We start from the raw sequence: 19,018 nt of genomic DNA on the forward strand, positions 1-19,018 counted from the left end.
AAAGGCTTAGCGCTCAACCCGCTAGGCCTTTGGCTTTTAACCTACAATAAGGACAAGGGTTATGGAAGATCGGCCACTTTTAGATGATGAAGAATTTGGCGATGTTGTCGAGGAGCGTTTAGAGCAACTTGGCGGCATCGAAGAACTTAGCCGCGATGGCATGGAGATTCGCTTTCGCTGGCATGGACGGGCGGTCGTCTCCGAACTTGAGCATTTTTACAATGCCTATCGCCGCTCGCCAGAGCAACTTGAATCAATTTTGCAATCGTTAGAGGCAGCAGTTCGCTCGTTCGCGCCCGATCGTGGCCAAGAGCTATGGGATGAACTGGAAGATCGGGTTTATCCGATGATCAAGCCAGCTTCGATGCTGCTCGAAGTCGCTGAGCGCAATTTGCCCCAATTAGTCTATCGGCCATTTCTGGCCGATTTGATCGTTTGCTATGTGATCGACGAACCAGAGAGCGTGGCCTACATCAACGAGGAGCATCTCAAAACCTGGGGCGTGCTCGAAACCACCATCTACACCAAAGCCGTCGATAACCTGCGGATCAAAACGCTCAAACCTGGCATGGCTCAAGTAATGGGCGAGGGCAATCAGATGCTCTTTATCTACTCGACCAGCGATGGCTATGATGCAGCGCGAATTTTATTAACCGATGTTTTGAGCGAATGGGCCGATTTATTGCCTGGAAACTTGGTGCTAGGGATTCCCAACCGCGATTTCTTGATTGGCTTCAGCGATGCCAACCCTGAAATTCTGCAACGGATTGCCATGCAAATTGCCCAAGATGCCTACAAACTCGATTATGGCCTGAGCGATCAACTTTGGACGATCAAACAAGGCCAAATTTTGATTTACGAGTACGATTGGTCATCAAGCGAACGTAAAAATTAGCGCGAGGTTTGGTGCATGGCAGCAATGTTCATTGGAATTACGGTCATTTGTTATGCCGTAGCGATTTTATTGTGGCTGCGCTTTCGCTCATACCGCTATTTGCTGGTGTTGATTGCAGGCCATTGCACCATCGTAGCCGAGCCGATTTTGCAACGTTTGTATAGCCTGACCTACCCTGATGGTGTGGCAGCGATCAACCTTTTTGGCAATCCTGTGCCGATCTATGCGTTGCTGGCGGCTAGTTGGATTGGCTCGTTACCAGTGTTGTTGATGTATTTTGGGCAGCAGCAACATTGGTGGACACGCCATTATCTGACTGGAGTGGTAGCGTATGTGGCGCTCGTGCTCTATCACATTATCATTCAAGGGCTGGCCGCCCGCACCGGGTTATGGCGTTATAGCCAAAATGTTGGGGCTTGGGGAATTAATTTCTATCTCTTGATGGCGGTTTTTGCTGGGCTAAGCTCATTACTCTTGTTCTATGCCATGGTTGCCAGCCGCTATTATGCCGCCGAAATTGCTGTGCCAACTCTGGTTGCCGCCAGCATCGGATCGCCGTTGATCTGCTTTGGCTTGCTGGGAGCGCCGTTCTGGCTACCCCGCTTAATCGGCAGCAGCGGCAATTTTACCAAGCCTGCGTTACTGGTGATTGCAGGGCTGGTGCTGTGGGTTGTGCATTTGGCCAGCGCGGGGATTCATGCTTCGCGCCAACAACATGTGATTGAACGATGATGAAGGCTATGGGCTATAGGCTTTTGGCTATAAGCTTTTTTCTTGATAAGTGGCTTTGAGATCCAAACAATCTCCGATCGCCCACAGCCTATAGCCTTACAAATAAGGAACTTTGATTATGACAAAGGTATTGGTGCTCCGTGCACCGGGGATTAACTGTGATGCCGAGGCCGCCGAAGCCCTCGAATTAGCGGGAGCCAAGGCCGAGCGGGTTCACGTTAACCGTTTGGCCGAAGGCAGCGTTCAATTGGCCGATTACGGCATGCTGCTAATTCCAGGCGGCTTTGCTTACGGCGACCATCTTGGAGCAGGCCGCATGTTGGCAGTCGATTTGATCTATCGTTTGCGCGAGGATCTGAGCCGCTTTGTGGCTGATGGTCGGCCTGTGCTGGGCATTTGCAATGGGTTTCAGGTGTTGGTCAAAACTGGCCTTTTGCCCAGCGATAAAGTTGGTCAAGCAACCTTAATTGATAACGCCAGCGGCCATTATGAATGTCGCTGGATCAAATTGGGTCTCAACAGCGCTAGCCCGTGTGTCTTTACCCAAGGCTTGAGTGGCACGCTTGATTTGCCGATTGGCCATGGTGAAGGCCGTTTCCTGACCGATCAAGCTACGCTCGAAAAGCTCCAAGCCAATAACCAAATTGTGGTGCAATATCTCGATCAAGCAGACCAGCCAACCATGGAATATCCGGCTAATCCCAATGGAGCATTAAATGCGATCGCAGGCATTTGCAATCCGGCGGGCAATGTCTTTGGCTTGATGCCGCACCCTGATCGAGCATTCTTACCACAACATCATCCACAATGGCGGCGACGCGGCCTTGATCGCGAAGGCCCAGGCATGGCGATTTTCCGCAACGGCGTGCGGGCGATGGCCTTAGTTTAAGCCCAACGGCGCAACAGATTCTTGCTGTTGCGCCATGTTCAATTTCAATTAACTTGTTAGAGAGCCGCTACTTGATTACGTGGTGAACCACCCCAATTGTCTAGTGCATCAATATCAGCACCGCTAGCAACCAGCAGGCGGGCTACTGCCGACTGTTCATGCCACAAGGCCAAGGTCAGCGGCGTGCCACCATCAGAGCCACGCGGCTCCAAGCCAGCACCTCGCTCAAGCAGATATTCGATCACCGCAAGTTGGCCAGATTTACTGGCCCAATGTAACGCAGTATAGCCCCATTGATCGCGCTGGTGTAAGGCATGACTATCAGTTTCGACTAAAGCTTCGACCCTCGCAAGATTGCCCATACCTGCCGCCATCCATAGATCGGGTTTAACCCCATGAGCCAGCAAAAACTCAACAGTCGCTGTCTGCTCACGTTCAACTGCAATTCGTAAGGGTGTACGACCATAGCGATTAGGCGTGCTGCCTACCTCAGGATTATGCTTCAGCAATTGTTCCAAGTGATCAGTGCGGCCAAGCATTGCGGCAATAAACACATCGGACGTTGCCCCATGCTCCAGTAAGATCTCAGCAGCAGCATTGTGAGCATAAGCAACAGCAAGTTGCAGGGCGGTTTCGTTGCGTTTGGTTCGTGCAGCAATATCGGCACCATGCGCCAACAATTCAGCAATCGCCTCAACTTGACCATTCCAGGCCGCCAAATGCAAGGCAGTATATCCACCTTGATCGCTGATCTGAATGTTAACCGCTGTTTGAGCCAGCAGATCACGCAAGGCTGGCTCGGTGCCAAGCAAACTAGCAGCCAAGATCGGTGCAGGATTGCTATAAGTCAACAACAAGGCTGCGAGTTCAGGAGTTGCTTGCCGTTTGCGGGTTCCGGCAGCATGAGCAGCCAAATAGAGCGGTGAACGACCATGAGCATCTAGACTATTGGGATCGGCATGATACGCTAATAGCAACTCAGCCATGGCTTGATTGCCCCGATCAGCAGCAACATGCAAGGGTGTGGCAGTTGGCGGATGGGTCTGGTTGCCGCTGGTACGAGTGTGGACTAATGTCGGGTCATTTTTCAGAAGCATGGCAGCATGATCATCGTGATCAAGGATGATTGCTGAGAAAATATCGATCATTGCTCCGTTTGCGATCAGGTAGGAGCACAGATCGGGATGATCGCCCCATTGATGACCTGGGCGACGAATGCAACTAGCAGCCAAATGTAATGGTGTTTGCCCAGCATGATCAACGGCATTAATATCTGCGCCTTTTTCCAGTAATATGCTAATAATATCGGGCCGTGTTACCCAGCGTACCATCGCATGCAGTGGCGTGCCGCCATGCAGATCACGCGCATTGGGGTCAGCACCAAGTTCAAGTAGCTGCTTGACCAAGCGCTGTTCACCATTCCAAGCAGCGATGTGTAGCGGGGTCTGGCCAATCGGCGCATTTGCATATTGCTCTGGATGGCTCGTCAGGCCATTAGCAATTGCAGGATTAGAAGGATTGAAAATAATCCGTGCTAACTCTGGCTGTACCGCTAGAATCTCAGTGGCAATTGAGCTTTGACCAGAACGAAGTGCCTCAAAAAGCCGCACTTCGATCATTGGATTATTCATGGAAGTTCCTTTCCTGCTCAACAAATCGATTTGGGGAGTTCAACTATATGTGATTGGGTTAGCTATGTCAAAAACTGGTTGAAGGAACGCAGCTAGCAATCTGTGAGTATTTTGGCGTAGAACAATGGCTGGGTTTGAGGCTTTGGATGCTTGTGGGGAGTTTGGGTTGATAGCTCAAAAAAGGAGGCCTTGAGCAACAGTTGATCAAGGCCTTTGAGTTATTTAGGCTAATTTGCGTAGGCGTAGGCCAACCAATACACAGACAGCCAATACGCCAAGCACAATTGGCAAGGCCAGATTTGAGCTTGAGCTAGTGTCTGGTAATACCCTAGGCAGGCCAGGTTGCTGAACAGGAGTGGCAGTCGAGCCATCGGCAGGAACCAAGGTTGGGGTCAGCGTAATGCCAATGTTGGCAAGTTCAATAAATGGATAGGTTTTTAGCAGCACAGCCTGAACAGCCGAACAAGTTGACATCGTATCTGGCTGTGGGGTCGATGAATCGCGCCGAAAACCACCATCAGCAAGCTGCAAACGCCGCAAAGCATTAATAGGATTATTGATATTATCACCCCATGGTTCAGCCTTGGGGTCGCCACCAGTGGCTAAAATAGCTTGGATGGCCAAGGAAGTTGAAATTGCATCCTTAAACGCTGATGGCGGAAAGTTACGATTGCCGACAAACCCCCGATCACCCTCTTGCTGGGTTTGCAAGAAGGCCAACGCCGCCGGAATTGCCGCAGATTGCTTTTGATCAGCCGCGACTAAGGCCTGAATTTGTAAGGCGGTGTTTTGGGTGCTGGTATTCCACGACCCATCTTCCAACTGTTGATCAAGAATCGTCTGGATTGCCTGTGGCTCAATCGCCTCGCCAGCAGCTTTCAAGGCCATCATTACCAAGGAATTCTCATATAAGTTTTCACCATACATGCCCGTTGCAGGATCGTAGCTCTTGATGATTGCTTCAACCAAATCGACCCCACCAACCGAACGGGGATCATGTCCGGTTAGCAATTGAGCCATGACAATCGCCGAAGCTTTAGCGGGATACCCAATATAGCTCTGAGCCTGTTGCTCAATAAAGCGTTGCGTGGCTGGGTCGATTTGATAGCCTGCCGCATGGAGGGCATACACCGAGCATGCCGTTGGATCAAGTGGAGAGTGATAATACGAATCAAAACTGCCATCCGCCTGCTGCTGAGTTAGCAACCAATCAGCCCCTTTATTGTTCTCCGCCGTTTGAGCAGCGATTGGGACCGCTACCAAAAAACCAACGATGACCAACAGCCAACGATAGCGAACAATGGTTTGAAGCATGCCAATACCTCCTAGAACTACACAGCACAGCCCAAGGCGTGGCCAAATTCTTAACAATTCTTGGGCTGACATGATTATTATGGAAAATCAATGCCTAGATAGGTATAGGACTAAAGTCATGATTTTGTACTTATTGGCATAGAAAGACCCTCGGTGCATTGCAAGCACCGAGGGTCGAGTTTGCTTGAGGCTTGAAATTTACTCACATGGTGGGCGATGTTGGGCATTGATCGTTTCACGGTAGGTCAGGGCATGAATCGCTCGCACCCCTGCCTTGGCGCTATCGCCCGAAACCACCAAGCTAATTGCACATTCGGATGAACCTTGAGCAATCGCAATCACATTGATTTCAGCATCGCCAATCGCGCTAAACACCCGTTTGGCCACGCCAGTTGTACCACGCATCCCAGCGCCAACCGCCGTAATGATCGAAACACCTTCTTCCAAGGCAATCGTATCGATATCGCGGCGTTCGAGTTCAATCGCTAATTCTTGGTTCAGCGATTCGACCACCCGTTTTGCCCCGCCATCGGGGATGACAAAACAGATACTTTGTTCAGACGAAGCTTGTGAAATCATCAAAATGCTGGCATCTTCACGGGCTACCGCACCAAAAGTACGGGCAGCGATGCCAGGTACGCCCAACATGCCACGGCCTGCCACGGTGATCATGGTCAAATTATGGATTGCGGTAACTGCTTTGATTGCGCCAACGATTGGCTCAGTTTTACCCACAATCACCGTGCCAGGATGGCTGGGATTGAAGGTATTTTTGACTCGCAAGGGGATGCCACGCTCGACCACAGGCCGAATTGTTTTGGGGTGCAGCACTTTCGCGCCGTAATAAGCCAATTCGCTAATTTCGTTGTAGGAAAGCGTGCTGATCACATGGGCATCGGGAGCAATCCGTGGGTCGGCAGTCATCACTCCATCAACATCGGTATAGATCCAAACTTCGCTGGCTTCGAGCGCCGCGCCCAAAATCGCCGCACTCCAATCGGAGCCACCACGACCAAGCGTCGTTTTTACGCCCGCCAAGGTTGCGCCGATAAAACCTGTGACCACTGGCGTAATTCCTTGATCCAAGATTGGGCCAAGGGTTGCGGTGGTGCGCTCGGTGGTTTCGGGCATCAACGGCGAAGCATCTTGATAACGATCATCGGTAACGATCAAATCGCTAGCATCAAAATGCTGAGCTGGCACGCCTAGATGGCGCAAGGTTGCCGCAACGATGCGGGCGCTCATACGCTCGCCCAAGCCAGCAATCGCATCGAGCGTGCGCGGAGTCAATTCGCCCAAAACCCGCACACCTTCGCACAAACGGGCACACTCATCGAGCAAGCCATCAATTTCGGTTTGGATTGCGGCCTGTTCAGCATCGAGCAACTCGCCAATCACAGCATGATGGCGCTGGCGCAACTCGGCGTGCAGCCTAGCAACCGCAGCAGCATCGCCCGTTGTTTGGGCAACCCGCACAATATTCAACAATTTATCGGTGACACCGCTGAGGGCCGACACCACCACAACAACATGATCCCAAGTAGTGCGATTAGTGGTAGTGATTGCAGTTAAGCCACGAATAGCTTCAGCTGAACCGACCGACGTACCACCAAATTTCGTCACTAGCAAACGCATAACGTGCTCCAAATGAAAAAATTGAATCCACCTTGCAGGCGAGCAACAACTCAACAACTTTTTGCCCCCAGCAATTAAGTTGCTGCTCAAAAGCCTGAATGTGGCTAAATCAATAGCGTCAAAACCTTGCTCGCTCTCACCGCGCCACTACAAATCTAAGGCGGCGACCACAGCGCTCAATTCAGCAGGGATCGCCTGTGGAACCGAGAACTGCTCGACTGCCAATTGTGGGTCTTTCAAGCCATGGCCAGTCAATACTGCCACAAAACGGCCATTGGGATCGATGCTGCCAGCAGCCAAAAGCTTGCGAATGCCGGCAACGCCTGCTGCCGAAGCTGGCTCGCAGAAAATGCCTTCGAGTGCCGAGAGATCGCGCCAAGCCGCCAAAATTTCTTCATCGCTGACATGATCGATCGTGCCTTCCGATTCGTCGCGAGCATTAACTGCCAACTGCCACGAAGCCGGATTGCCAATTCGAATCGCGGTTGCCACAGTTTCAGGATAGGCAATTGGCTCACCGCGCACGATCGCTGCCGAACCAGTTGCCTCAAAACCCAAAATTTTGGGCAAGCTTTCCGAGCGATGCGCTTCGTAATAGCGTTTGAAGCCCATCCAATAGGCCGAAATATTGCCAGCATTACCAACTGGCAAGGCCAAATAATCGGGTGCATCGCCGAGCACATCGCAAATTTCGTAGGCAGCGGTTGCTTGGCCTTCCAAGCGATAGGGGTTAACCGAGTTGACCAAAGTAATTGGATGTTGTTCGGCCAACACGCGCACCATATCCAAGGCTTGGTCGAAATTGCCTTCGATCACCAAGAGTTTGGCTCCGTACATCAAGGCTTGAGCCAATTTACCCAAGGCGATTTTGCCAGCAGGCACGACCACCACACATTCCATGCCCATGCGAGCGGCATAGGCAGCGGCGGCAGCACTGGTATTGCCAGTTGAAGCACAGACCACGGCTTTGCTGCCAGCTTCGAGGGCTTTGGCAATCGCCATGACCATGCCGCGATCCTTGAACGAACCAGTTGGATTCATGGATTCCAATTTGAGCCACAATTCGCGCACCCCAAGATGGGCAGCCAAGCGTGGCACATTGATCAACGGAGTATTGCCCTCGTGCAAGGTGACAATAGGCGTTTGGGCAGTGATCGGCAAAAATTGGCGGTAGCGTTCGAGTAATGGCACCGCCGAAGCATGGGTGGTTAGCTGACTCATAGCTGGTGTGTCCTACAAAAAAGCCCCTTCCCAATGCGGAAAAGGGCATCATCGCCGATGGCGCTGATTATAACATATTTAGATTATTGTTGAGTTAGTTACTGAAGATTGGCTACTTTATTTTAGCCACGAAGCACACAAAGAACACAAAGACTGATTTTTAGCCACGAATTGCACGAATAATCTTCAGAGTTCTAATCCCTGATGTACATTTCATTTGATCTTGGTATTAGTCACAAGCTGATGCGCTGTTTGTGGACATGCCGTCGGCGGAATGCCCACCATTCGCTAATTGATTATCCCCACATCTGTGCTATACTTGTGCTTATACACTTCATAGATCCTGAAAAAAGGTATTAATGCGCCCGACCCCCAACGAGATTGATTGGTCTACGATTGGTACGCATATCTATCAACGGCCTGAGAGGATTCCCCAAGCATTCCGAGATCTCAACGCTAGTGATCCTGCGGTTCGAGAATACGCCCGAAATTTTCTGCTTGGTCATGGCCAAGACTTTGGCTCGTATTATGATACGACACCACTAATTGTAGGTTTTTTGTTAGACATCCTTGGCAATCCGGATACTCCCGATCGCTCGGAACTTATGATGGCCTTGGGTGGCCCCTTCTGGGGGATGCTTACCTCTTGGGGCACGATTGCGATGAAGCGCATTCAGGTTGCTATCTATGCCATGGCCAAAGAACGCAGAGGAATCTTAATCACCCTGCTCAGCGATGCGGATGCTCCTGTACGCCAGGGCGCTGCCAGATTGCTTGGTTATCTCACAGAGGATCGCCATGAGATTGTGTCGATCCTGCTCAATCACGCGGCCCGCGAAATAGATGCTGGGGTTGGAAGCGAACTCTGTCAGAGCGTGAAACGCCTACTCGCTGATTCGATGGGCTGGAAAGACTTTGTGAGACTTGATCCGATTCCCATGTTCTACGACCTCATTTTCCGTCACCCGCTTATGGAAGTGCGCGTAGCTGCGGCACAAGCGGCTGTCGAGATACAACATGCGCATCATTCTATGCGGCAACATGCTAGTCTTTGGCATGAGATCACACGACTCTTGCTCGATACATTTCTTGCCCAGACCCAGCATGTGCGACTCCCAGATGGATACGATGATATCGCAACGGTTGAACCTCTGCTAAGTGATCTCTCACGACTTGCCCCAGAGCCGCTTCTTGCAGCAGTAATACGGCCAGACATCAGTGCCGAACAGGCCCATTTGCTAGCGATGGCCATCATGATCTGTGCATGTGTTTCTGGTGACGGGATTGCTGCCTCTTGGCGAAAAATCTCACTTTCACTTGTTCAATGGCATGACGAACGTGCTTTTCGCTACCGCCCACAATCTCTTATCCACGAACGATCTTCATTCCGACGCGATCTGGTACAGGCATTGGTGGATACCCCTCGCGTCTGGGATATTCCGACCACCCTGTTCTCAGCCTGGTTTGGTATGCCGGATAGTCGAGAGGCTCTTGCCATGTGGCTCACCCAGCACACCGCTGAGCGCTAATTGTCCGCATGGTGATAGAACGCGATGGGGAGGGAAGGGAAACTTTGGGGCCATGGTTCCCTTCCCATTTCACACGAACATAATGCCGTGTGTGGCAACGCTTTTGAATCTGTGGTAGACCGTACAGTTTGATACTTGATATTTATTAATACTGTAGCTCTGTGCCTCTGCATTACCAGCTGTGAGACGCGGTTACGGTTCAGTTTAACAGCAGGTCACGCACCAAGCCAACTGCCAACAAGCCGACAACTTGGCAGCTAACAATTAGCCAAAAACCTTGCAGAAACGTAGTTTTTTGCGATTTATGCCGAAAAAACCAAATGCCAATCACAGCGCCTAAGGTTCCACCAACGGCCACAAACCACAATAGCGTACTCTCGGCAATTCGGCGGCCACGACCACGCGATTTTTGTTTATCGACAATAAATACAATTAACGTGATGAATGAAATGACGATTAGGCCAATCAGGCCATAGCTAACGCCTATATTAAATGCTGCGCCTAGCCCAAACGCCACCAAAAAATGGCCTAAACCTGCTGGAATTCGCCCACGTTGTGCCATTGTTCAACCTCAATCACAAACAATGCAGGCTATTATAACGAAAAACGGCGACGATCTAGAAATGCTAGATCGTCGCCGTTTGAACAATTATTCAGGGTTGAGTTTAGTCGCAGTGGCCTGGGCCAATTACGCCATTGTTGAAGTTATCCAATTGGGTGGCGTAGCTTGTGCCAGTGTTAGAAGCTGCGCCACTTGGTTTGCTGCCCAATGGATATTGTTGCAACCAAGCGTCAGCAGCAGCGATCGTTGCATTAACCGTGCTGCCATTAGCACCTTGAGCAACATTCAACTTGGCGGCGATCAATTGGTGAGCCAAGATGTAGGTGGCATCACCACGTGGCGAGGTGTTGAAAATTGCCATCAATTGGCTTTGGCTATAAACCACACCACCAATGCTCAAGCTAGTAACTGGCCAAGCACTTGGGTGATTCTTCCAGTAGCCTTGGGTATAGGTACAATCTTTACCAGTAGGCGTGCTGGTTGGAGTTGGCGCTGGTGTTCTGGTGGCAGTCGGCGCTGGTGTCTTGGTCGCGGTTGGCGCTGGCGTGCTAGTTGCCGTTGGCGCTGGTGTCTTAGTCGCGGTTGGGACTGGTGTCTTGGTCGCGGTTGGCACAGCGGTTGGCGTTGGGTAGGCCGTTGGTTCTGGCGTGTTGGTTGGCGCAACCGTTGGCTCAGCCGTTGGTTCTGGCGTGTTGGTTGGCTCAGGTGTTGGCTCAACTGTTGGTTCTGGCGTGTTGGTTGGCTCAGGTGTTGGCTCAACTGTTGGTTCTGGTGTATTGGTTGGGGCAACTGTTGGCTCAGCCGTTGGTTCTGGTGTGTTGGTTGGAGTTGTTACGCCACAATAGTTGGTTCCGCCAAGGTGGCGAGATGAGAGCAAGCGCTCGCCATAGCGTTGACCATCGAGCGAGTGCAATACAGGCCCATAGAACACATCAATTTGGGCAGCACATTCAGGCGCTGCAACACTTAAAGAAACAGTTGTTTTTGGGCCAACTCGGCCAATTGCCCACGAATAAATCAATTGATGATCAATGATTTCATCAAATTTTTGATACGAAGCCATACCTACATCGTAGGAGCAGGTAGTTGATTTATTCCAAATTTTGCCGACGTTATTGCTTGAGAACCAACCCGAAAGATCAGCCTTTGGGTCACAGACTGGAGCTACGGTTGGAGCTGCGGTTTCGGTTGGAGCTGCGGTTGGGGCTGTAGTTGCCGTTGGCGCAACCGTTGGTTCTGCCGTTGGCTCAGCCGTTGGAGCTGCGGTTGGTTCTGCCGTTGGTTCAACGACTGTCTCAACACTGACTGATTCTACGCCTTTGCTCACATTGGCAAAGCTGGCACTTGGCCCACTTGCCACCAAAATTGTTGCAAGTAGCACAACCCGCGTTGTCCATCGTCGCAGTGTCGGGGTCATAAGAACTCCTTACAATAAAAATAGTTAAAGAAATAATAAAATAATTAAAATAGAAAAATAAACCGTGCTACTAGCTAGTATAATGTCATCAAACTGTCATCGCTAGTTCAACATGAGCGTGATCTTTTTGGGGTAAGAGGACTAGATATTGGTAGTACTGGTACTAATTCGATCCGTAAGGTTCTTCGTAAGGTGGCATAAATGCAAATAGTACTCTATTAGTAGAATATTAATTAAATAGATAGTTATTTTGCGTAATTAAATCTACTATTTCAGTTTTATCAAAATTTTTATGTGGTTAATTAAAAATCGACTTTATTATTTAATTTTCCGCTTAAATAACTCAACTATTGCCACTATAGCCTAAGCATTGCCCCATAACCCAGGCCCAAGCAACAATCGGCTATACTAGGCCAATCATCGTCTGTGGATAGGTGGATTATGTTGCGTGGTTTGCGTTCGCGCTGGGGCAATATTGGAGGGTTGTTGCTGTTGTGGCTGATTATTGGTTGGTGGGCGAATGCGCAACCAACCCGCTCGGCCAATGTGTTGCAGCATACTTCAACCAGCGTTGGCGGCTTGTACGGCCTTGAGCAATCAAGCAGCTTGCCAGGCGCAACAGGCCCGACTACCCGCAACTACCGCTGGAGCAATGGCAATTTGCACGTGCCACTCTGGCCTGCCAGCAACCATGCTCGACTAGTTCAGCTTGAATATTTAGCCCCATTTGGCCCAACCAGCCTACAATTCGAGCAAACTCAAGCCCTGAGCCTAGCGTTGCAACCTGAGCTCCGCCAACTCAGCCTATTTGTGCCAGCCGATATACAACAATTGCAATTGCGCAATCAGCCAAGCCAACAAAATGGGCGCAACTTGGGTTTGCTGCTCAGCCACCTCAGTTGGCAAGAACTTGGTTCAAAGGGCTGGGCGGCTTTACCTGATGCTACGCCGTTTAATCCCGGTAATTTGGCCTTGCTCTGTGGCGTGGTGCTATTGCTTAGCCTTGGCTTGGCGCGGCATTGGCTAGCGCTCGCTGGCAGCGGCTTGAGCCTTGGCTTGGCGGCCTTGGCTTGGTCAGGCAATTGGCTCAATCGGGCGGCGATCAACAGCCTCAGCCAATTGTTGCTGGTGGCAGCCTTGGCCGTTGGCGCATACCATATTTGGCAGCGTTGGCCACGAGCAGTTAATTGGCGCTGGCTATTAGTGGCGATTTGGCTGATCACAACGCTCTGTTTGTGGACTCCAACGGTGCAATATGATGGCGTTGGTTATTACGCCTATTTGCGTTCGGCGGGCATCGACCACGATTTTGATTTTAGCAACGAGTTTAGCCAAACTCCCTTAGAAATCAACACTGGGGTGAAATTGACCAAAACGGGCTACGCCGCCAATCCTTGGAGCGTTGGCCCAGCCATGGCGTTCGCCCCGTTGTGGTGGCTCGGCCATGGCATTGCCCTGCTCGGTGGTTGGCCCAGCGATGGCTATAGTCAACCGTATCTTGCTTTGACCACGTGGGGCAGCGCCTTGGCTGGATTAATCTTCATCCTGAGTTGCGAGGCACTGCTGCGCCGCCAATTTAGCCCTAAAATCGCCGCCCTAGCCACCATCAGCATCTATCTTGCTAGCAATTTGCTCTATTACAGTCTATTTCAAGGAGCCTATGCCCACAGCCTTTCGGCGGCCTGCGTCAGTTTGATGGCGCTTGCCAGTATGCGTTTGCGCGAACAACCAAGCCTTGGGCGTTGGGCGCAACTGGGCTTGAGCATGGGCGCAACCATCGTTAGCTATTGGATTGGCGCATTGGTGCTGATTCTGCCAGCGCTGCTGCTTTGGCCGTTGCTAGTTGGCCAACAACGCCTAGCATGGCCGAATTTAATCAAAGGCCTTGGCATCGCCGCGCTCGCTGGCCTGCTTGTGGTGTTGCCGCAGTTGGCGATGTGGCGTTTACTGTATGGCGAGTGGCTGACAATACCGCAAGGTGGCAATTTTGCCACGCCGCGCAGCAGCCAACTTTGGCCAATGCTGGTTGGTTCGCTGTACGGCATGCTCTGGTGGACACCAATCTATCTGCTAGGGTTGGTTGGCTTAGGCTTGAGCATTCGCCAACGGCAAGCTTGGCCATATCTGGCGGCAGTCATTATTTATTTGATTTATATTTCGCGTTTGCCTGATTGGCATGGCAGTGGAGCTTTTGGTTTACGCCGTTTGACCACGCTTGCGCCTTGTTTGGCTTGGGGCGTGGCAGCCCTGCTACACCGTTGGCGACGCTGGCCAAGCACAGCAATCGGCTTAATCGCAAGTTTAGTCGGCTGGAATCTCGCCTTGATGGCACGCTACATCACCTATGCGATTCCACGGGGTTATCCAGCGATTGCCGAATTGCCACTCAGCGCCATTTTGCTCTCCGACCAACCCCTAGAGGCCTCACGGCTTGGTTTATTGATGCGCAATGGTTGGTTTGGCAGCCAACTAAGTAATTTTCAAGGGCGTAGTTTATGGGTATTTTTGGGGCTATTGGGCAGTACTGCTGGAGTTTTGGCAATTTGGAGGTGGTTGGGGCGAGCCAACTCGCCAAGCCTAAATCAAGAGACTTAGCGAGTTAGCAAGGTTAATTGGATCACTTGTGGGCATCGCGCAAAAAGCGGCGCACTACCTCGCGCACTGAATTTTTATCAGTCGCGGTGCACAAATAAATATGAATATCGGGATTCAAACCGAGTTGTTGGCGCAGATCAGCTTGGCTAATGACGGTGTTTAAATCGCTTTTATTGGCCACAACCGCATACGGCACTTCACCATGATCGCGAAATTGGGCCAAAATTGCCGCTGCATCGTCGATCGTGGCTGGTTGCGAGAGATCGACAAGCACCAAAAAGCCGTTCATGTTTCTGGCTAAAATGTCGCGCATAAATTCAAAACGGTTTTGGCCAGGCGTACCATACAGACGCAAAGTATAATCATCGAGCGCCACCCGCCCATAATCCATTGCCACGGTGGTATTGGACTTGATGCGTTGCTCATCGGGCGATGAGGTGGCTTTATCGGTATCGACAACGGCAATATCCGATAATGATCGAATAAAGGTGCTTTTGCCCGTGTTAAAGGCTCCGGTGATCACGAGCTTAAATGTTTCCACAGGAATGCTCCTTTCATTTAGCGCAAGCTCAGCGCCCAACGGTAAACATCTTCATAGCGGGTTGCCGCAGTATCCCAGCTAAAATCGTGGGTCATGGCCCGCCGCACAAAATAGCTCCAATCATTGGGGTAGCGATAGGCGGCTAACGCTCGGCCTAGCCCATGCAGCATAGCATCAACGTTGTAATCGCTAAACACCACGCCAACTCCTTCTGGTTGGCTCATATCGGGCACGGTATCAACCAAGCCGCCAGTTGCCCGTACCACTGGAATTGTGCCATAACGCATTGAGATCATTTGGCTCAGACCGCATGGCTCAAAGGCCGAGGGCATGAGAAAAATATCAGCTCCAGCATACACCCGTTGTGCTAAGGGTGCATTAAATCCAATATAATTTGCCACCCGTTCAGGCACAAACCGACTGGCATCGCGGAAGGCATCTTCATAGGGGCCATAGCCTGAGCCAAGTACCATTAGTTGGGCATCGGTTTCAGCAATAATCCGACCTAAGCCTTGCACAATCAGATCAATGCCCTTTTGACTATCAAGCCGTGAAACAACCGCCACTAACGGCACATCGGCCCGCTCTGGCAGGCCAACTTCGCGTTGTAATGCCGCTTTACAGACAGCCTTGCCCGCCAAATCATCAACACTAAATTGCTGGGCAATATGCTGATCAGTTGCCGGATCAAAGTGGCGTGGATCGATTCCATTCAAAATGCCAACCAAGCGATCCGAACGTTCACGCAGCATATGATCTAGCCCAAAGCCATATTCAGATCGTTTGATTTCATCGGCATAGGTTGGGCTAACGGTGGTAATCACATCGCTGGTATAGAGCGCCTGCTCCATCAGATTCAATTCGCCAAAGGCATCGTAGACCCCAACCAAGGGCCAAGCATCGTTGGCAAAGCGGCCTTGATGCGCCAAATTGTGAATCGTAAAGACTAAGGCTGGCCGAGCTGCATTGCCCCAAGCGATCCGAATTGCGGCAGCCGCATGCCAATCGTGGGCATGGATCACATCGGGCCACCAATTCATTTGGCGACAGGCTTCTAAGGCAGCGTGGCAAAAGAGGGCGAAACGCACATCATCATCGCCATGACCATAAATCGTGGTGCGCGACCCAAAGAAATATTGATTTTCAATAAACCAAGTTTGTTGATCGGCAGTTGCCCAAAGTTGGCATTCTTCGCTACGCCAATCCAAACCAACCGGAAAATTATCGCGGAGTTGCCCTAAATTCCAGCGCAAAGGGTCAATCGTACCATATCGCGGAATCACCAGCCGAACATCGAGTCCTCGCCGACGAAGTACCTCTGGCAATGCACCCGCCACATCACCCAACCCCCCGACCTTGACAAATGGAACGCTTTCCGCTGCCAGAAACAAGACCTTCATGGTAGCCCCTTTGCGCTCGCGACAGGAAAGGGCATCCTGTGCTTGCCTGCATTATACTCGTTCAGTTGGCTTGATAGAAGAGTGCTTTTGCTGTGCCATGAGCCAAAAATAGCCTGAAATTAACGCAAAAACGGGCATGATCGCCCTGCAATCACACCCGTAACCCCATTCCTAAAACTATTGATTAATTCGTTGTTCTTCATCACCAAACACAATGCCCAACGAGCGGCCAGTTCGCACCATTTGGCCATCAACTGGCACTGGCTTAATTTTGTTGGCACATTCAAGCAATGGCACGGTGATCAATTGATCGTTTTGGATTGCCACTAGTTGGCCAAAGCGCCCTTGGGAGATGGCCCAAACCGCACCAACCCCATAGCGCGAGGCCAAAATTCGATCGATTGGCGTAGGCGAGCCACCACGTTGAATATGTCCCAACACGACTGCGCGGGTATCTTTGCCAGTTAATTCAGCCAATTGATTGGCAACGTAATAGCCGATCCCGCCGAGCAAGCCTTCACGTTGGTAAATTGCCTCGCCGCCAGCTGGCATTGCACCCTCAGCCACGATGATGATGCTAAACGAAGCACCAACGCCATCACGTTCGCCAATTTTGTGCGCCAAGGCGCGTAAATCGAAGGGAATTTCAGGAATCAGGATGGCATCGACTCCGCCAGCCAAGCCAGCGTGCAAGGCAATCCAGCCAGCATGACGACCCATGACTTCAAGCACCATCACCCGATCATGGCTTTCGGCGGTGGTGTGCAAGCGATCTAGGGCATCGGTAGCAACCCCAATCGCTGTATCAAAGCCGAAGGTTTGGTCAGTGCCGACTAAATCGTTATCGATAGTTTTGGGCACGCCAACCACTGGCAAACCAAAGCTACCCAAATCGTGGGCGATCGATTGACTGCCTTCGCCGCCTAAGACCACGACTGCATCGATACCTTCAGCTTTGGCATTGGCCACAAATTCTTGGTAGGATGCATCGTTGCGCACCAGCTCGCCATCGGCATTTTTGTGCCAACCAAAATTACCTTTATTGGTGCTGCCCAAAATCGTGCCACCGCGACCGAGCAACCCGCGCACTTCTTTCAATCCTAAAGGCCGCAGGCGCGGCGTACCAACTAAACCCTCAAAACCATCTTCAATCCCAACGACTTCCCAGCCATGTTCTAGCACTGCCGATTTTACAAAGGCTCGAATAACACCGTTTAAGCCTGGGGCATCGCCACCACTGGTTAAAATTGCAACTTTGCGAATGGCCATGGCACAACTCCTTAATATCTATATCTGCATGAAATCAAGCCCGATTAATTATGGCTATCCTAGCACTATCAGGTTGGCTCTGGCAAGGAATATTCATACGACCCATGGTTATGGTTTAGTTACCGATTTAATCAGTCGCATGACCGACTACGATCAACTTAATCAGGATTAGGCTAAAACCAATTCGTTTTATGGAGGCAAACCAATGCCATTTGGAATTCTAAATGTTGGCTACGATTCAACCAATTATTATCTGGTTGGCTCGACCTATGGTTTTTTGTTGGTCGATGCTGGCTGGCCAGGCACATGGGGCAAATTTATGGCCGTACTCAAACGACATGACGTGGATTTAGCGCAAATTCATTCCATGCTGATCACCCATTATCACCCCGATCACGCTGGTTTGGTACAAGAACTTAAATCCAAGGGCATTCAGCTGATTGTGGTTGAAGAACAACAACCAGCCATTCCCTTGCTCAAAAGTTTAATCAAGCCCGAACTGAACTATCAGCCGATTACGCCCGAAGATACCACCGTCATCACCACTGCGCAAAGCCGCGAATGGTTAGACTCAATCGCCATCGCTGGCGAGATCATCCACACACCAGGTCACTCAGCCGATAGCATTAGTTTAGTGCTCGATCAGGGTATTGCTTTTACTGGCGATTTACAACCTTATGCCGCCGATGCTGAGAGCCAAGCCTTGGTTGAACGCAGTTTTCAGGCCTTGCGCGAACGTGGCGTGGAGTGGCTCTACCCAGGCCATGGCCCAATGCGGCCACTGATTTATGCCAGCCAACAGGTTAAACTTTGCCCCGATGACCCAAGCTAGGTGAGGTCGTAACTAAAAAACAGTGCAATCTCGCGCGGGTCAAGCGCAGAAGGATCGTACAATTGCCAATCGCTGCCACACCAACCGAAGCCGACTGTTCGGTAAAACGCAATTGCGGATGGATTAGTCGTTTGAGTTTCGAGCCACAAACAACGTGCCGATAATTGCCGCGCCGCCGCGATCGCTGCCGTGAGCAATTGTCGGCCCAAGCCCCGCCCACGATAACGCCGATCGACATAGCAATGTTCGAGCACTGCCCGTCGATTCCATTGTTGATATTCGACTGCCGCCAAACCCACCACCTGAGCTTGAGCTTCGGCCACAAGTACCCAATCGTGCTGCGGCAAACGCGCATAATCCTCGCTCAAATCGTAATGCTTTTCAAACGGGCTAGCCAAATCGACTAACCCCAAGCGCATGGTTAACTCACGTTGGTGCAATTGATAGATCGTTGTAGTGCTAAAACTGGTGTCGAGCAAGCCAATCGCCGCCTGATCATGCGGCCAATTTAATTGCCGCAATTGAATTTCGTTCATGAAGCCTCACTTTTTTTGGT

General features: G+C 51.0%; 16 protein-coding genes. 6 read left to right on the plus strand and 10 right to left on the minus strand.

The annotated features are described in order from the left end of the window. Positions 1 to 61: 61 nt before the first annotated feature. The 3 genes from LCH85_20695 to purQ all read left to right on the plus strand — a co-directional run bounded on the left by LCH85_20695 (position 62) and on the right by purQ (position 2,516). A complete protein-coding gene (locus LCH85_20695; protein MCA0354418.1) occupies positions 62 to 895 on the plus strand; it encodes a DUF1444 family protein in 834 nt (277 codons plus the stop codon). Positions 896 to 910: 15 nt separating this feature from the next. After that, entirely contained in the window at positions 911 to 1,627 is a 717-nt protein-coding gene (locus tag LCH85_20700) for a hypothetical protein (GenBank protein ID MCA0354419.1), read from the plus strand. A gap of 118 nt (positions 1,628 to 1,745) precedes the next feature. Then, entirely contained in the window at positions 1,746 to 2,516 is a 771-nt protein-coding gene (purQ, locus tag LCH85_20705; GenBank protein MCA0354420.1) for a phosphoribosylformylglycinamidine synthase I, read from the plus strand. 56 nt (positions 2,517 to 2,572) lie between these two features. Here the strand turns inward: purQ and LCH85_20710 are convergent, their stop codons facing one another. The 4 genes from LCH85_20710 to thrC all read right to left on the minus strand — a co-directional run bounded on the left by LCH85_20710 (position 2,573) and on the right by thrC (position 8,317). Continuing rightward, a complete protein-coding gene (locus LCH85_20710) occupies positions 2,573 to 4,147 on the minus strand; it encodes an ankyrin repeat domain-containing protein (protein ID MCA0354421.1) in 1,575 nt (524 codons plus the stop codon). A 222-nt stretch (positions 4,148 to 4,369) separates the two neighbouring features. After that, positions 4,370 to 5,461, minus strand: coding sequence for a terpene cyclase/mutase family protein (locus LCH85_20715; protein MCA0354422.1), 1,092 nt, complete (start codon positions 5,459 to 5,461; stop codon positions 4,370 to 4,372). Between the two features lie 198 nt (positions 5,462 to 5,659). After that, positions 5,660 to 7,096, minus strand: coding sequence for an aspartate kinase (locus LCH85_20720; GenBank protein ID MCA0354423.1), 1,437 nt, complete (start codon positions 7,094 to 7,096; stop codon positions 5,660 to 5,662). Positions 7,097 to 7,243: 147 nt separating this feature from the next. After that, positions 7,244 to 8,317: a threonine synthase gene (gene thrC, locus LCH85_20725; protein ID MCA0354424.1), complete on the minus strand. Its 1,074-nt coding sequence runs from the start codon at positions 8,315 to 8,317 to the stop codon at positions 7,244 to 7,246. A gap of 359 nt (positions 8,318 to 8,676) precedes the next feature. On the opposite strand from thrC, the gene LCH85_20730 reads away from it, so the two are divergent. Beyond that, positions 8,677 to 9,846: a hypothetical protein gene (locus LCH85_20730; protein ID MCA0354425.1), complete on the plus strand. Its 1,170-nt coding sequence runs from the start codon at positions 8,677 to 8,679 to the stop codon at positions 9,844 to 9,846. Positions 9,847 to 10,045: 199 nt separating this feature from the next. Here the strand turns inward: LCH85_20730 and LCH85_20735 are convergent, their stop codons facing one another. After that, on the minus strand, positions 10,046 to 10,408 hold the full coding sequence (locus LCH85_20735; protein ID MCA0354426.1) for a DUF1294 domain-containing protein: 363 nt from the start codon (positions 10,406 to 10,408) through the stop codon (positions 10,046 to 10,048). Between the two features lie 103 nt (positions 10,409 to 10,511). Then, positions 10,512 to 11,825, minus strand: coding sequence for a hypothetical protein (locus tag LCH85_20740; protein ID MCA0354427.1), 1,314 nt, complete (start codon positions 11,823 to 11,825; stop codon positions 10,512 to 10,514). Between the two features lie 441 nt (positions 11,826 to 12,266). Between LCH85_20740 and LCH85_20745 the strand changes: the two genes are divergently transcribed. Further along, positions 12,267 to 14,420 (plus strand): hypothetical protein, encoded by a 2,154-nt coding sequence (locus tag LCH85_20745; protein MCA0354428.1) that lies wholly within the window; start codon positions 12,267 to 12,269, stop codon positions 14,418 to 14,420. Positions 14,421 to 14,442: 22 nt separating this feature from the next. On the opposite strand, the gene LCH85_20750 is transcribed toward LCH85_20745, so the two are convergent. From LCH85_20750 to LCH85_20760, 3 genes are all read right to left on the minus strand, one after another. Beyond that, positions 14,443 to 14,961, minus strand: coding sequence for a GTP-binding protein (locus tag LCH85_20750; GenBank protein ID MCA0354429.1), 519 nt, complete (start codon positions 14,959 to 14,961; stop codon positions 14,443 to 14,445). A gap of 17 nt (positions 14,962 to 14,978) precedes the next feature. Next, a complete protein-coding gene (locus tag LCH85_20755; GenBank protein ID MCA0354430.1) occupies positions 14,979 to 16,361 on the minus strand; it encodes a glycogen synthase in 1,383 nt (460 codons plus the stop codon). Positions 16,362 to 16,538: 177 nt separating this feature from the next. After that, positions 16,539 to 17,630 carry a 6-phosphofructokinase gene (locus LCH85_20760; GenBank protein ID MCA0354431.1) on the minus strand — a complete coding sequence of 364 codons (1,092 nt, stop codon included), beginning with the start codon at positions 17,628 to 17,630 and terminating at the stop codon, positions 16,539 to 16,541. Between the two features lie 205 nt (positions 17,631 to 17,835). Between LCH85_20760 and LCH85_20765 the strand changes: the two genes are divergently transcribed. Further along, entirely contained in the window at positions 17,836 to 18,462 is a 627-nt protein-coding gene (locus tag LCH85_20765; GenBank protein ID MCA0354432.1) for an MBL fold metallo-hydrolase, read from the plus strand. On the opposite strand, the gene LCH85_20770 is transcribed toward LCH85_20765, so the two are convergent. Continuing rightward, the gene (locus tag LCH85_20770; GenBank protein MCA0354433.1) at positions 18,459 to 18,998 is read right to left on the minus strand and encodes a GNAT family N-acetyltransferase; all 540 of its coding nucleotides are present in this window, start codon (positions 18,996 to 18,998) and stop codon (positions 18,459 to 18,461) included. The genes LCH85_20765 and LCH85_20770 overlap by 4 nt on opposite strands. Positions 18,999 to 19,018: the final 20 nt, after the last annotated feature.

Source organism: Chloroflexota bacterium, from assembly GCA_020161265.1.
Taxonomy (GTDB): Bacteria; Chloroflexota; Chloroflexia; order Chloroflexales; family Herpetosiphonaceae; genus Herpetosiphon.

Coding starts and splice junctions, on each gene's coding strand:
- LCH85_20695 (MCA0354418.1), top strand. CDS start 62: ATGGAAGATCGGCCACTTTTAGATGATGAAGAATTTGGCGATGTTGTC.
- LCH85_20700 (MCA0354419.1), top strand. CDS start 911: ATGGCAGCAATGTTCATTGGAATTACGGTCATTTGTTATGCCGTAGCG.
- purQ (MCA0354420.1), top strand. CDS start 1,746: ATGACAAAGGTATTGGTGCTCCGTGCACCGGGGATTAACTGTGATGCC.
- LCH85_20710 (MCA0354421.1), bottom strand. CDS start 4,147: ATGAATAATCCAATGATCGAAGTGCGGCTTTTTGAGGCACTTCGTTCT.
- LCH85_20715 (MCA0354422.1), bottom strand. CDS start 5,461: ATGCTTCAAACCATTGTTCGCTATCGTTGGCTGTTGGTCATCGTTGGT.
- LCH85_20720 (MCA0354423.1), bottom strand. CDS start 7,096: ATGCGTTTGCTAGTGACGAAATTTGGTGGTACGTCGGTCGGTTCAGCT.
- thrC (MCA0354424.1), bottom strand. CDS start 8,317: ATGAGTCAGCTAACCACCCATGCTTCGGCGGTGCCATTACTCGAACGC.
- LCH85_20730 (MCA0354425.1), top strand. CDS start 8,677: ATGCGCCCGACCCCCAACGAGATTGATTGGTCTACGATTGGTACGCAT.
- LCH85_20735 (MCA0354426.1), bottom strand. CDS start 10,408: ATGGCACAACGTGGGCGAATTCCAGCAGGTTTAGGCCATTTTTTGGTG.
- LCH85_20740 (MCA0354427.1), bottom strand. CDS start 11,825: ATGACCCCGACACTGCGACGATGGACAACGCGGGTTGTGCTACTTGCA.
- LCH85_20745 (MCA0354428.1), top strand. CDS start 12,267: ATGTTGCGTGGTTTGCGTTCGCGCTGGGGCAATATTGGAGGGTTGTTG.
- LCH85_20755 (MCA0354430.1), bottom strand. CDS start 16,361: ATGAAGGTCTTGTTTCTGGCAGCGGAAAGCGTTCCATTTGTCAAGGTC.
- LCH85_20760 (MCA0354431.1), bottom strand. CDS start 17,630: ATGGCCATTCGCAAAGTTGCAATTTTAACCAGTGGTGGCGATGCCCCA.
- LCH85_20765 (MCA0354432.1), top strand. CDS start 17,836: ATGCCATTTGGAATTCTAAATGTTGGCTACGATTCAACCAATTATTAT.
- LCH85_20770 (MCA0354433.1), bottom strand. CDS start 18,998: ATGAACGAAATTCAATTGCGGCAATTAAATTGGCCGCATGATCAGGCG.